The organism is uncultured Erythrobacter sp. (assembly GCF_947492365.1).
In the GTDB taxonomy this organism is placed as follows: Bacteria; Pseudomonadota; Alphaproteobacteria; order Sphingomonadales; family Sphingomonadaceae; genus Erythrobacter.
Map to the genome: position 1 here is coordinate 19,521 of NZ_CANLMB010000002.1, position 13,506 is coordinate 33,026.

The window sequence follows — 13,506 nt, forward strand, 5'->3', positions numbered from 1 at the left end:
CCCGGGTTTTTCCACAGAAGCGCAGGCATGTGGGGGCCAGATTGGGGGCCTTTTATTTCTCGAGCTTTGAAAAACAAAATAGGTTCAATTGCTTGTTCGGCCTATTGGCTTCCCCTTACCGCTCCAAACTTCACACCTCCCAATCTTTTCTTGGCTTGTGATCTGGCGCATAGGCGTTAGCTGCAATCCCATGCGTACGCTTACCCATCTGGAACGGCTTGAAGCCGAGAGCATCCACATCTTCCGCGAGGTCGTGGCCGAGGCTGAGAACCCGGTCATGCTCTATTCTGTTGGCAAAGACAGCGCGGTGATGCTGCACATCGCCAAGAAGGCGTTCTACCCCTCGCCGCCGCCCTTCCCGCTGCTCCATGTCGATACGACCTGGAAGTTCCGCGACATGTACGACCTGCGCGAAAAGAGCGCGAAGGATGCGGGGATGGAACTGCTCGTCCATCGCAATCCCGAAGCCGAAGAAATGGGCCTCAACCCGTTCGACCACGGCCCTTTGCACACCGATATGTGGAAGACCGAGGGGCTGAAGCAGGCGCTCGACAAGCACAGTTTCGACGTCGCCTTTGGTGGCGCGCGGCGTGACGAAGAGAAATCGCGCGCGAAAGAACGCGTCTTTTCGTTCCGCACGGCCAGCCATGGCTGGGACCCGAAGAACCAGCGGCCCGAATTGTGGAACCTCTACAATGCGCGCAAGACCAAAGGTGAAAGCATCCGCGTCTTCCCGCTCTCGAACTGGACCGAGCTCGACATCTGGCAATATATCCAGCTGCAAAATATCGAGATCGTGCCGCTCTATTATTCGGCGCGGCGCCCGACCTTCGAATATGAAGGCGGGCTGTTCATGGCGGACGATATTGACCGGCTCGAAAAGGTCATGGGCAAGCGCCCCGAAATTACCGAACGATCAATCCGCTTCCGCACGCTCGGCTGCTTTCCGCTAACGGGCGCGGTCGAAAGCGAGGCGGCGACTCTTTCCGAAATCATTCAGGAAATGCTGCTCACCACGACCAGCGAGCGTGAAGGCCGCGTGATCGACAAGGATGGGGGCAACGCCTCGATGGAGAAGAAGAAGCAGGAAGGGTATTTCTGATGACCGACTCCAGCTTCAAAACCGACGCGCTGATCGCTGAAGATATCGACGCCTATCTCGACGCGCATCAGCACAAGAGCCTGCTCCGCTTCATCACCTGCGGCAGCGTGGATGATGGCAAATCGACCCTGATCGGGCGGCTGCTCTACGATTCGAAGATGATCTTCGAGGATCAGCTCGCCGCGCTCGAAAGCGACAGTGCGAAGCACGGCACGCAGGGCGAAGAAATCGACTTCGCCCTGCTGGTCGATGGCCTTGCCGCAGAGCGCGAACAGGGCATCACGATCGACGTCGCCTATCGCTTTTTCTCGACTGAAAAGCGCAAATTCATCGTCGCCGACACGCCCGGGCATGAACAATATACGCGCAATATGGTCACCGGCGCTTCAACCGCCGATCTAGCCGTGATCCTTGTCGATGCCCGCAAAGGCGTGCTGCAGCAGACGCGGCGGCATTCCTATCTGGCCCACTTGCTCGGCATCAGACATCTGGTTCTGGCGGTGAACAAGATGGATCTGGTCGGTTACGACCAAGGTGTGTTCGACGCGATTGTTGCCGAATACTCCGCCTTCGCCGAAGAAATCGGCATTGAAGGCTTCACCCCGATCCCGATTTCGGGCTTCAAGGGTGACAACATCACTTCTGCCCCATCGGCAAACACGCCATGGTTCAAGGGCCCCGCGCTGATCGAACATCTCGAAACGGTCGAGCTCGCGAACACGGCAGCGCAGGAGCGGAGCTTCCGCATGCCGGTGCAATGGGTCAATCGTCCCAATCTCGACTTCCGGGGTTTTGCGGGTCTGGTCAGCGACGGCACGATTCGGCCGGGCGACACAGTGCGCGTGGTTCCTGCGGGCAAGACCAGCACGGTCAAGAGCATCACCACCTTTGACGGCGAACTCGACGAAGCGGTCGCGGGCCAATCGGTCACGATCTCGCTGGCCGACGAAGTTGATTGTTCGCGCGGCGATGTGATTGCAGCGGCTGACGATCCGCCCGAAGCGTCCGATCAATTCTGCGCGACCATTGTGTGGATGGACGAGACCGCGATGAAGCCGGGGCGCGGATATTGGCTCAAGCTCGGCAGCCAGATGGTCACCGCAACGGTCCAGCCGCCCAAATACGAGGTGGATATGGGCAGCCTCGATCACCTCGCAGCCAAGACGCTGGAACTCAATTCCATTGGCGTCGCCGAATTTTCGACCGACCGTCCGATTACCTTCGAACCCTATGCCAAGAGCCGGCAGCTCGGCGGGTTCATCCTGATCGACAAGTTCACCAATGCGACTGTGGGCGCTGGCATGATCGAATTCTCGCTCCGCCGCGCGCAGAATGTCCATTGGCAACCGACCACGATTACCCGCGACGATCACGCCGCGCTCAAGAACCAGCGCCCGCGTGTTCTGTGGTTCACCGGACTTTCCGGCTCGGGCAAATCGACCATCGCCAACGAGGTTGAGAAACAGCTCGCGCTGATGAACCGCCACACCTTCCTGCTCGACGGCGACAATGTACGCCACGGGCTCAACAAGGATCTGGGCTTTACCGAGACCGACCGGATCGAAAATATCCGCCGCATCGGCGAGGTTGCCAAGCTGATGGCGGATGCGGGTCTGGTGGTGCTGACCGCCTTTATCAGTCCCTTTCGCGCCGAGCGGCAGATGGTGCGAGAGATGCTGCCCGAGGGTGAGTTTATCGAGATCTTCGTCGATACCCCGCTCGAAGTGGCCGAGAGCCGCGATGTAAAAGGCCTCTACAAAAAGGCCCGCAGCGGGGAGCTGAAGAACTTCACCGGAATCGACAGCCCCTATGAAGCTCCTGAAAGCCCCGAAATCCGCGTCAACACAGTGGATATGACGCCAGTTGAGGCTGCGGAATACATCATCAGCCAGATATTGCCGCTCAAGTGAATGTAGCCGACCTCAACGACGCCGAACTGGCAGCGCACCTTGCCGGAATCGCAGGGCGCATCCTTATCGATGTGCGCGATGCGGGTGTGCTTACGGGCAAGGCGCTGGGCAATGCCGGCGATGCGACCGCGAACCAGTTTCTCTGCCACGCGCTTCGCGCAGCACGCCCCGATGACGGCTTGCTCTCTGAAGAGGAAAAGGACGACACCGCACGCCTTGCGCAAAGCCGCGTGTGGATCGTCGATCCGGTGGATGGCACGCGCGAATATGGCGAGAAACGCAGCGATTGGGCAGTGCATGTCGGGCTGTCGGTTGACGGGGCCGCGACCACCGGAGCAGTTGCGCTGCCCGGCCTTGATGGCGGGATCGTCCTTCATACAGGCGCGGTAAAACCGCTACCTGCAGCGGCGAGCAAACCCCGCTTCCTCGTGAGCCGAACGCGCCCTGCGAAAGAGGCGCTTGCTGTTTGCGAGGCGCTGGGCGGAGAGCTTGTTGCGATGGGCAGCGCAGGCGCCAAAGCGATGGCCGTGGTGCGCGGAGAGGCTGAGATCTACCTCCATTCGGGCGGGCAATATGAGTGGGATAGCTGCGCCCCGGTCGCGGTGGCTGAGGCGCATGGATTGCACTGTTCGCGCATCGACGGATCACCGATCCGCTACAACCAGGCGGACACCTATCTGCCCGACCTGCTGATCTGCCGGCCCGAATATGCGGATCGCGTGCTGGAGCTAGTCGCCACTCTCGGTTGACGTCTCGGTTGGGGCTTGGGCCTCCACTGCTTCCTGCGCGGGAGGCACAATCAGAATTTCGACCCGGCGGTTGAGCGCGCGCCCTTCTTCGTTGGGGGAACCATCGGGCAGCGCATTTGGCTCGACCGGATTCTGCTCACCAAACACGATCACGTCGATACGGGTCGAATCGATGCCTGCTGCGACCATCCATTCGGCCACGGCTAATCCGCGCGCTTCAGATGCGCGTGAATTGACAGCGTCGCTACCCCCCGCATCGCTATGCGCTCGCAGGACGATCGGACCGCCGAGTACGATCTGGTCGGAGGCGAGAACTTCGCGCAGGCCCGCCAGCGCAGCTTCGTCCAGCTCGCTCCCGCCTTCGGGGAAGCCGATAGTGACATTGAGCGGTTCGAGCGGGGTACCGATCGCAAGCTCCTGTTCGGCCTCGACATCGGGCCGCAGGATCGAAACCGCCTCGCTTGGCCCACCGGATGGTGTCGCGCCAGCCTCCGGATCAGGCGTGGCTGCTCCTTCATCCTGCTTCACATCGCAGGCCGAAAGAGCAAAAAGTGCTCCTGTCAGAGCCAGTGCGGTGATGAAACGAGGTCTATGCATATTGCTCTCTTCGGTAATCAGGTTGTTTGCGGTTTGGGGGGAGCCGGTCTGGCCCGAACTGTGTCTTCTGCCGCTTGCACTTTGGGCGGGGCAAAGGTGATGATCGTATCGCCCGCGCGTGGCACCGGGCGCACCGCATGAGTGAAGAAGCGCAATGTTCCGCTCTCGCGCACCAGCAACAGCATCGTCGCGCTGTCTGGCAGTTTCTCCTGCGCGTCTTCGAAGTCGAACTCATCGGAGAGCTTGGTTTTCTTGAACATCCAGCCCTGTTGCTGGCGGGTGTTCACATCCGAAACGCCCAACCCTTCTTCAAACAAAGCGCGCCCGCGAATGCTTTCCGGCAAGGAATGGCGGTCTTCTTCGTCCGAAACCTCACCCAGTTGATAGACCATGTCGCGGCCAATCTCATGCGCGAACTCGTTGCAGACGAGCGCGTTGTAAGCCTCGTTCTCGCTCGCGGCGACCAGCACCTGGAATGGAGCAAGGTCGAGATTGTGCTCGGTCGCCTCGTTGAGGATTTCTCCGTGATAGAAGGGCAGACCTTCGCGCCGCGCCGCGCCAAGTCTCTGCCAGCTTTGGTCGACGATCATCACTGGCGTCTTGACCGCCTCCATCTGCTTGGCGAGTGCGATGGTCCACGGGGTCGAGCCCACGATCAGCAGGCCGGGGCGAGAGGTGCCTTTAACGCCCAGCAATTGGGCCGCAATTCCGATGGTAAAGCCATGCGCGATCACCGTAACGACCACGACCGCAAAGCTAAGCCCGATCAGCAGCTGCCCGCCCTCGATCCCCAGATCGCCGAGTCGCAATGCGAACAGGCCGGAAATTGCCACCAGCACGATCCCGCGCGGGGCGATCCAGGCGACAAACAGCCGCTCATTCCACGGCACATCGGTGCCGAGCAGGCTGATGAGCACAGTTGCGGGTCGGACCACGAACAACAACGCAAGCAGGAACAGCATAAAGCGCTGCCCCACCGGCTGCATCGGATTGAGATAGCTGATGTCCTGCGGCGACAGGCTGGAGGCCAGCAGAATGAAAATGCCCGAGACGAGCAGGACCGCGATGTTTTCCTTGAACGGATGGATCGAACGCATGCTCGAAACGTCGCGATTGGCGAGCGTGATGCCCATAACTGTCACGGCCACAAGGCCGGCCTCGTGCTCGATCTGGTTGCTGAACACGAACACCGCGATGACGACAGTGAACAGCACTGGCACTTTCAGATATTCAGGGATCGCGCCGCGCGGGAAGAGATAGGCGATGGCGCGCGCGGCCGCATAGCCAACCAGCCCCGCCAGCACAGCAGCGATGATCAGCGGCGGAACCACATCGACAAGCGAGGCGCCCGGATTGTCCTGCACGAAACGGAAATATTCATAGGCGATCACCGCGCACAAAGCGCCGGTGGGATCGTTGACGATACCTTCCCATTTCAGGATCGAATTGGGGCGCGTCTGGATATTGGCCTGACGCAGCAACGGGATCACCACCGTTGGCCCAGTGACAATCAGGATACCGCCAAACAGCACCGCGACCGGCCAGACCAGCCCTGCAATATAGAACCCCGCCAGCGTACCCAGCGCCCAGCCGACGAGGACGCCAACCGTGGCAAGCCGCATCACCGCCTTGCCCGAATGTCGCAATTCACGCAGGTCGAGGCTCAGGCCTCCTTCGAACAGGATCAGCGCCACGCCGACGCTGATCATCGGGTCGAGCAATTCTCCGAACGCCGCCTCGGGGTCGATCATCCCGGTGATCGGCCCGGCGATGAAACCCGCCGCCAGCATCAGCACAATTGCAGGCCAGCCGGTGCGCCACGCGATCCACTGCGCCCCGATACCCAGAGCGCCGACTGCAGCGATAACAAGTGTTTGCGACGTCATACCTGTCCCAATTGGCTCTATTTCAGCTGCGCGCATTCAGATAGCGCAAGCGGCGAGCCTGTTGGAGTCAGGCCTAGCCTATTCGCCCTCAAAGTCCATCAGCAAGCCAACTTCGACCCCTGCATCGCGCAATTTCGCAGCGCCACCCAGATCGGGAAGGTCGATGACAAACAGCGCATGACCGATCTGGGCTCCAGCACGGCGCAGCAGCTCGGTCGCCGCGAGCGCAGTTCCTCCAGTGGCGATCAAATCGTCCACGATCACAACGTTCTCGCCTTCACGCACTGCACCGGGGTCCATTTCGAGCCGGTCGGTCCCGTATTCGAGCGCATAGTCGATCCCGATTGTCTCGATCGGCAGCTTGCCCGGTTTGCGCACAGGGACAAAGCCGACGCCAAGCTCGACCGCGACAGCCGCGCCAAAGATAAAGCCGCGCGCTTCCATGCCGGCGATTTTCTGTGCGCCTTTCGCACGCGCCATATCCGCGAGGTGACGTACGCTGGCCGCGAAGCCTTCGCCGTGGCCAATCAAGGTGGTGATGTCGCGGAACTGGATGCCCGGTTTGGGAAAGTCCGGCACAGTGCGGATTAGCGATTTGAGCTCGTCTGGTGTCATCACGTCATGCTTCTCCGTCACGCTGCGTCCTTCGTCAAATGCAGAGCGCCCCGCCATCGATGATGATGACGGGGCGCTCTTTGTATTGCGGTGCGGTCAAAAACCTCCGCGAGGGCGGCTTAGTCCTTCTTTGACTTCAACTCGGCCCAGATCTGCTTTTTCGACAAATAAGCGAGACCCGTCGCGAACAGCAGGAAGAGGATCACAAACCAACCCATCTGCTTACGGTGGATCAGCGAAGGCTCGCCCGCCCAGGCCAGGAACGCAGTCACATCGGCTGCCATCTGCTCTGGCGTTGCTGCAGTGCCATCAGCATAGGTCACGCGATCAGGCGTGAGCTGCGGCGCCATAGCGATGTTGATGTTGTAGAAGTGCTCGTTGAAATAGAGACCGTCCGGCGTCTCGAAGTCAGGCGACTTGGCCAGATCTTCCGCAGTGGGCTCAGTGTATCCGAGCATCAGCGAATAGATGTAGTTTACCCCATCCTTGCGCGCCTTGGTGATAAGCGAAAGATCAGGCGGCACAGCGTTGTTATTGGCAGCGCGCGCGGCGATCTCGTTAGGATAGGGCGAAGGGAACTGATCGGTCGGCAGACCCGGACGCGAGGCTGCTTCGCCGGTTTCCTGGTTGATACCGGGAACCGTCCAGCTTGCGGCTTCGGCGCGCACTTCCTCTTCGGTGTAGCCGAAATCTTCAAGGTTGCGGAAAGCGACATATTTCAGACTGTGGCAGGCCGAGCAGACCTCTTTATAAACCTGATAGCCGCGCTGGAGCTGCTGCGTGTCCCAAGTGCCCAACGGCCCTTCGAAGGAGAAGCCGCCTTCAGGCGCAATATTGGCTTCCTGAAAAGCATAATATTCCGGCTTTTCCGGCATGGCGAAGTTAACAAGGCCCGGCACGAGCGACCACAACACCAAAACGGCGGTGAGTCCCAGTCCAGCAAAGATGCCCAGAAGTCGAATGGTCATGACCTAAACTCTTTCTCGTTATCGGGTCAGTTTAACAATTAGCGCGCGTTACTCAGCCGGTTCGGCTTCGGCGTCCTTACCAAGCACCGCTTCGGTGATCGAGAAGGGCAGCGGCTTGGGAACTTCGATCTGGCTGACGATCGGCAGGATCACCAGGAAGTGAAGGAAGTAGTAAGCCGTCGCAATCTGGCTGAGCACGATGAAGGGTTCTTCCGGCTTCGCTCCGCCAAGATAGAACAGGGCGGCCATGCACGGGATCAGGCCGAACCAGAAGAACTTCTTGAACAGCGGACGATAGGCGCCCGAGCGGACCGGGCTCTTGTCGAGCCACGGCAGCAGGAACCACACCAGAATGGCCGAGAACATCGCGATCACGCCAAGCAGCTTGGCCGGGATCAGGATGACATCGGTAAAGGGAATGGTAAGGTCGCCGGTAAAGGCGCGCAGGATCGCGTAGAAGGGATAGAAATACCATTCAGGAACGATCAGCGCCGGTGTTGAAAGCGGGTTCGCTTCAACCCAGTTATCCGGGTGACCCAGCAGGTTCGGGGCGAAGAACACGAACAGCGCGTAGAGGACGAGGAAAACCCCGAGGCCGAAGCCGTCTTTCGCGGTGTAATAGGGGTGGAACGGGATCGTATCGCTTTCGCTCTTTACCTCGATACCCGTCGGGTTGGACGATCCGGGAATATGCAGCGACCAGATGTGCAGGATCACCACGCCAGCGATCACAAACGGCAGCAGGAAGTGCAGCGAGAAGAAGCGGTTGAGCGTCGAATTGTTCGGCGCAAAGCCGCCTACGAGCCAGTTTTGCAGCGGCTCACCGACAACAGGGATCGCTCCAAACAGCCCGGTAATCACCTTCGCGCCCCAAAAGCTCATCTGCCCCCAGGGAAGCACATAACCCATAAAGGCGGTCGCCATCATCAGCAGGAAGATGACAACGCCCAGTAGCCAGATCATCTCGCGCGGGGCTTTGTAGGAAGAGTAATAGAACCCGCGGAAGATATGCAGGTAGATAACCATGAAGAAGAAGCTCGCGCCGTTGGCGTGGGCATATTTCATCAGCCAGCCATATTCGACGTTGCGCATGATGTGCTCGACCTGACCGAAGGCGACTTCGGTATTGGCCGAGTAATGCATCGCTAAGACAACGCCGGTGACGATCTGCAGAACAAGGCAGAACCCGGCAAGCACGCCGAAATTCCACATATAATTGAGATTACGCGGCACCGGATAGCCGGCGCCCACCGCATCATAGACAAGCCGCGGCAACGGCAATTTCTGGTCCATCCACTTCATGAACGGATTTTTCGGTTCGTACTGATTTGCCCAGGCGAAGCTCATATTGCTCTCTTGCTATTGGTCAGCGTTGAATAGTGTAACTGTCAGAAAGGCCCACGCGCATCAGCCGACGCGCAGCACGCCTTCGGACGGGAATGCGAAATCGGGAACTGCGAGGTTCGTCGGCGCAGGGCCTTTGCGGATGCGTCCGGCGACGTCGTAATGCGAGCCGTGGCACGGGCAGAAATACCCGTCAAACTCGCCCTTGTCTTCGCCTTCGCCCGCGCCCAGCGGCACACAGCCGAGGTGGGTGCAAACGCCCAGCTGGACCAGAATGTCTGCATTGCCTTCGCCCAGACGCTCTTCCAGCGTCTGCGGGTCGCGCATATCTGCGCCATCTTCGGCCTTGGCAGCGGTAATCTCTTCAGCCGTCAGGCGCTTCACGAAGAGCGGCTGGTCGCGGAAGGTCGCCTTGATCGACTGACCGGCTTCGATGGTCGAGACATCGACATCGGTGGTCGAAGCTGCAAGCACATCGGCGCTGGGTGCCATCTGGCTGATCAACGGGAAAAGGACCGAAGCCCCGCCGACACCGGCGGTGCTGAGGGCTGCAATATGGATCCAGTCGCGACGACGCACACCGTCTTGGGTGGCGCCTTCCTGGGTACCTTCTGCAGTAGAAGCCATGATGTATTACCCTGCTCGTCGTGCCGCGTTGGATTGCCCCCAGGCGGCTTGCGGTGGAAAGCTTCGGGGCATTTACGCCGCCAAAGCCCGTCTGTTCTAACTCAACATCTGGGCTCTCGGCAAATCGCCGGTTTTGAACCCAATGCGGGCGCCATATACGCCAATTGTGCAAATAGCCAACCGTGTTTTGAGCAAGTTCCGTTCGACTGGCTGCAAGCTGCGTACAAGTGGCGCGCATCTCCCCTAGCGAGGCAAGGCAATTGCGCTGATTTGTCGCCCGTAGGACGGTTCACCGCGCTGGGCGGCGCGTCTGAAGGAATAATACCTAGCTTCCTCGCCAAAAGTGTCGCTCACAAGCGACTCGATCCGTGCAATTCCCGTAGATTCGAGACGGGCGGCGATGTAGCCCGGCAAATCGAAGTGCCAGCGCGTCTTTCCTTCACGCATCGGGGCATCGGCAAAATGCACTTCATCCGCTTCGGTGAAGTTTTCGCGGAAGGCAGCGTCCACCTCGTAACTGCGCTGCGCAATCATCGGACCAAGCGCGGCGGCGATACTGGAGCGTTTGGCACCCAATGCCTCCATCGCGGTGATCGTGTTTTCGAGCACGCCGCTTTGCGCGCCGCGCCATCCGGCATGGGCCGCACCGACAACGCCTGCATTCGTGTCCGCGAAAAGGACCGGGCCGCAATCAGCGGTGACAATGCCGAGCACCACATCGGGCCGGTCGGTCACCAATGCGTCAGCCACTCCGCGCCCTTCAGCAGCGTCGGGCCACAACTTACCTTGCTTGCCCAGAGTTATGACATTGGGCGAGTGAACCTGATGCGGGGCGGCTAGCGGCGCTCCGGGCAGGATCGCGCTGGCAACTGCTGAACGGAAAAGACGGATTTCCTCCTCATCCCCCGGCCCGCCATAGCCAAATTGATGCACTCCGCCCGCAGAGCCGAAAAAGCCATGCGGGACCTCGCCCAGCACCTTCGCACGGGCAATGTCGAAAGGCGTATCGAGAGCGGCCAGTTCAGCCATCGAGGCTCCGGCTCACCTGCTCGAACGTATCGCGTGAAAGGTTGCCGGCAGCGGCGATCCGTTCCAGCTCGGACTTCATCAGCGCCGCACGTCCCGGCTCGATCCGCCGCCAGCGCCCCAGCGGCGAGACAAAGCGCGCCGCCGTCTGCGGGTTGATCGGGTCGAGCGCGAGGATCAGGTCGGCGATCATCCGGTAGCCCTCGCCATTTGCCGCATGGAATGCCTTCGGATTGCCTGCCAAAGCCATGTAGAGCGAGCGCACTCGGTTGGGATTGCTCATGGTGAAGTCGGCGTGCTGCGCCAAAGCTTCGACCTGTGCGAGCACATCAGGGTGGAGCGAAAGCGCCTGAAGCGTGAACCACTTGTCGATCACAAGATCATTGCCGGTGTAGTGATCATAGAAGTCTTGCAGGCGCGCTTCACGCTCCGCCGATTCCAGCCCGCACAACACCATCAGCGCGCCCTGCCGATCAGTCATGTTGTCAGCATTGTCATATTGGCGAGCGGCCACTTCGGCGGCCTTGGCGGGGTCCGAAGCGGCTTGATAGACAAGCACCTGCGTCTTCACCTTGCGCGCTCCGCGTCCTTCGGGATCGCCGAAGGCTGCCTGCGCCGCGCGATCATAAAGCGCGTCGAACTCGCTTGCACATTCGCGCCCGATGGCAGCCTTCAATCCCTCGCGGGCCGCATGGATCGCGCCCGGATCAGCCTTACGCGCTCCGGTGGCCATCACTTCGAACAGATAGGTCTCACTCGGCAGCATCAGCAGCTCGCCGCGCATCGAATCGTCGAGCACCTGGTCGGTGAGGATGGCGCGGAATGCCTCGACAATCGCCTCCTCGCCTTCCCCACCGGCTGAGCCACTGGCCGCATCGACAAGATGGCCAACCGCCAGCTCCTGCACCGCTTCGTAGCGCGCGAAGGGATCATCATCATGCGCGGCAAGGAAGACCAGATCAGCACGGTCAAGCGCGCGCTCGATGATCACAGGCGCGGTGTAGCCGCGATTGATCGAGACAACCGGATCGGGGCCGGCGAGCGGGATGTCGAATGTCTGCTCGGACCGGTCGAGCACAAGCAGCTGCTCATCGCCAACAGCCTCACTCCCGCGCGAATGGACCGCGACGCGCAGGGGGATAGGCATCGGCTGCTTGTCCGGCTGGCCGGGCGTTGGCGGGACGCTCTGAGTCAGATGGAGCCGCAGCATGTCGCCGACCACTTCCTGCCGGACAGTCACGGTCGGAGTGCCCGCTTGGGTGTACCAGTTGCGGAACTGCTTCAGATCAAGCTGGGCCCCATCCTCGATCGCGCGGATGAAGTCCTCGCAGGTCGCCGCCTCGCCGTCGTGGCGCTCGAAATAGAGATCGGTGCCTGCGCGGAACCAGTCGACACCGGCCATACTGCGCATCATGCGGATGACTTCGGCGCCCTTGTTGTAGACAGTCGCGGTGTAGAAATTGCTGATTTCACGGTAACTGTCGGGCCGGATCGGATGCGCCAATGGCCCCGCATCTTCGGGGAATTGAGCCGCGCGCAGGATGCGCACATCCTCGATCCGTTTGACCGCTTCGCCGCGCATGTCCTGGCTGAAAAGCTGGTCGCGCAGCACGGTGAAGCCCTCTTTCAGGCTCAGCTGGAACCAGTCGCGGCAGGTCACGCGGTTGCCCGACCAATTGTGAAAATATTCGTGCGCGATCACGCCCTCGACCGCGTCGAAATCGCCATCGGTCGCGGTGTCGGCATCGGCCAGCACATATTTGGTGTTGAAGACGTTGAGGCCCTTGTTCTCCATCGCCCCCATATTGAAATCGCTCACCGCGACGATGTTGTAGAGGTCGAGATCATACTCGCGCCCGAACGTTTCCTCGTCCCATTTCATCGAGCGGTGGAGCGATTCGAGCGCGTGATCGGTGCGCCCGAGATCTTCCGCGCGCACCCAGATATTGCACTCGACCTCACGGCCAGAGGCTGTTGTGAAGGGCCGCGAATTGGCGACCAGATCGCCTGCAACCAGCGCGAAGAGGTAAGCGGGCTTGGGCCACGGATCGTGCCACTCGGCAAAGTGATCGCCGCCTTCCAGCTCGCCTTCCTCGCCCTTGTTGCCATTGCACAGCAGGATCGGGAACTGCGCCTTGCTCCCGTGCATCCGCACGCTGTAAACCGATAGAACGTCAGGCCGGTCAGGGAAGAATGTGATGCGCCGGAAACCCTCGGCCTCGCACTGGGTGCAGAGCATTCCGTTCGAGGCGTAGAGCCCCATCAGCTGGGTGTTTTGCGAAGGGCGAACGCGTGTCGTGATTTCGACCCTGTGCTTATCGCCGGTGAGCGTGACCAGCAGATCGTCCCCGTCGAGCGCGTGCTCACAAGGCGCGCCATCGACGCTCACCGCAACCAGGTCCAGCCCGTCGCCATTGAGGCGCAATGTCTGGTCCGCCTCGGCAGCCTCGTTGCGTTCCACCTCAAGCACCGACTTCACCAAAGTCTCGTCCAGACCCAGCGCGAAGTCGAGCTGCACCGTGGGAACGTGCCATGCAAACGGCTTGTAATCCTCGCGCCGGATCAGCGGCGGCTCCTTGGGAGTGGGGGCGGCGTCCTCGATGCTGGTTGGGTTTGCTGCAATATCCATGGTCGGTGATTTAGATTGATTTCGCGCCGCGTCCAACCGAATGAGACGCGCAA

11 protein-coding genes are annotated in these 13,506 nt (G+C 60.5%); 3 read left to right on the forward strand and 8 right to left on the reverse strand.

All coding sequences use genetic code 11. The features are described from left to right. The first annotated feature begins 190 nt into the window (after nucleotides 1-190). From cysD to Q0887_RS11345, 3 genes are read left to right on the forward strand one after another with little or no spacing between them, the layout of a single operon-like run. Nucleotides 191-1,102 (forward strand): sulfate adenylyltransferase subunit CysD, encoded by a 912-nt coding sequence (gene cysD, locus Q0887_RS11335; protein WP_299195429.1) that lies wholly within the window; start codon nucleotides 191-193, stop codon nucleotides 1,100-1,102. Then, nucleotides 1,102-3,012: a sulfate adenylyltransferase subunit CysN gene (gene cysN / locus Q0887_RS11340; RefSeq protein ID WP_299195432.1), complete on the forward strand. Its 1,911-nt coding sequence runs from the start codon at nucleotides 1,102-1,104 to the stop codon at nucleotides 3,010-3,012. Before cysD ends, cysN begins: the two co-directional genes overlap by 1 nt. Further along, entirely contained in the window at nucleotides 3,009-3,761 is a 753-nt protein-coding gene (locus tag Q0887_RS11345; protein WP_299195435.1) for a 3'(2'),5'-bisphosphate nucleotidase CysQ, read from the forward strand. The genes cysN and Q0887_RS11345 overlap by 4 nt, the downstream gene beginning before the upstream one ends. On the opposite strand, the gene Q0887_RS11350 is transcribed toward Q0887_RS11345, so the two are convergent. From Q0887_RS11350 to pepN, 8 genes are all read right to left on the reverse strand, one after another. After that, the gene (locus tag Q0887_RS11350; RefSeq protein WP_299195437.1) at nucleotides 3,741-4,358 is read right to left on the reverse strand and encodes an OmpA family protein; all 618 of its coding nucleotides are present in this window, start codon (nucleotides 4,356-4,358) and stop codon (nucleotides 3,741-3,743) included. The genes Q0887_RS11345 and Q0887_RS11350 overlap by 21 nt on opposite strands. 17 nt (nucleotides 4,359-4,375) lie before the next feature. Next, nucleotides 4,376-6,244, reverse strand: a complete 1,869-nt coding sequence (locus Q0887_RS11355) for a sodium:proton antiporter (protein ID WP_299195439.1) — start codon at nucleotides 6,242-6,244, stop codon at nucleotides 4,376-4,378. A gap of 78 nt (nucleotides 6,245-6,322) precedes the next feature. Next, nucleotides 6,323-6,859 carry an adenine phosphoribosyltransferase gene (locus Q0887_RS11360; protein ID WP_299196736.1) on the reverse strand — a complete coding sequence of 179 codons (537 nt, stop codon included), beginning with the start codon at nucleotides 6,857-6,859 and terminating at the stop codon, nucleotides 6,323-6,325. 119 nt (nucleotides 6,860-6,978) lie between these two features. After that, nucleotides 6,979-7,827 (reverse strand): cytochrome c1, encoded by an 849-nt coding sequence (locus Q0887_RS11365; protein ID WP_299195441.1) that lies wholly within the window; start codon nucleotides 7,825-7,827, stop codon nucleotides 6,979-6,981. A gap of 48 nt (nucleotides 7,828-7,875) precedes the next feature. Beyond that, entirely contained in the window at nucleotides 7,876-9,174 is a 1,299-nt protein-coding gene (locus Q0887_RS11370; protein ID WP_299195443.1) for a cytochrome b/b6, read from the reverse strand. 60 nt (nucleotides 9,175-9,234) lie between these two features. Continuing rightward, nucleotides 9,235-9,798, reverse strand: a complete 564-nt coding sequence (gene petA / locus Q0887_RS11375) for a ubiquinol-cytochrome c reductase iron-sulfur subunit (protein WP_299195445.1) — start codon at nucleotides 9,796-9,798, stop codon at nucleotides 9,235-9,237. Nucleotides 9,799-10,041: 243 nt separating this feature from the next. Next, on the reverse strand, nucleotides 10,042-10,827 hold the full coding sequence (gene pgeF / locus Q0887_RS11380) for a peptidoglycan editing factor PgeF (protein ID WP_299195447.1): 786 nt from the start codon (nucleotides 10,825-10,827) through the stop codon (nucleotides 10,042-10,044). Then, on the reverse strand, nucleotides 10,820-13,453 hold the full coding sequence (pepN, locus tag Q0887_RS11385) for an aminopeptidase N (RefSeq protein ID WP_299195449.1): 2,634 nt from the start codon (nucleotides 13,451-13,453) through the stop codon (nucleotides 10,820-10,822). Before pepN ends, pgeF begins: the two co-directional genes overlap by 8 nt. Between the last annotated feature and the right edge of the window lie 53 nt (nucleotides 13,454-13,506).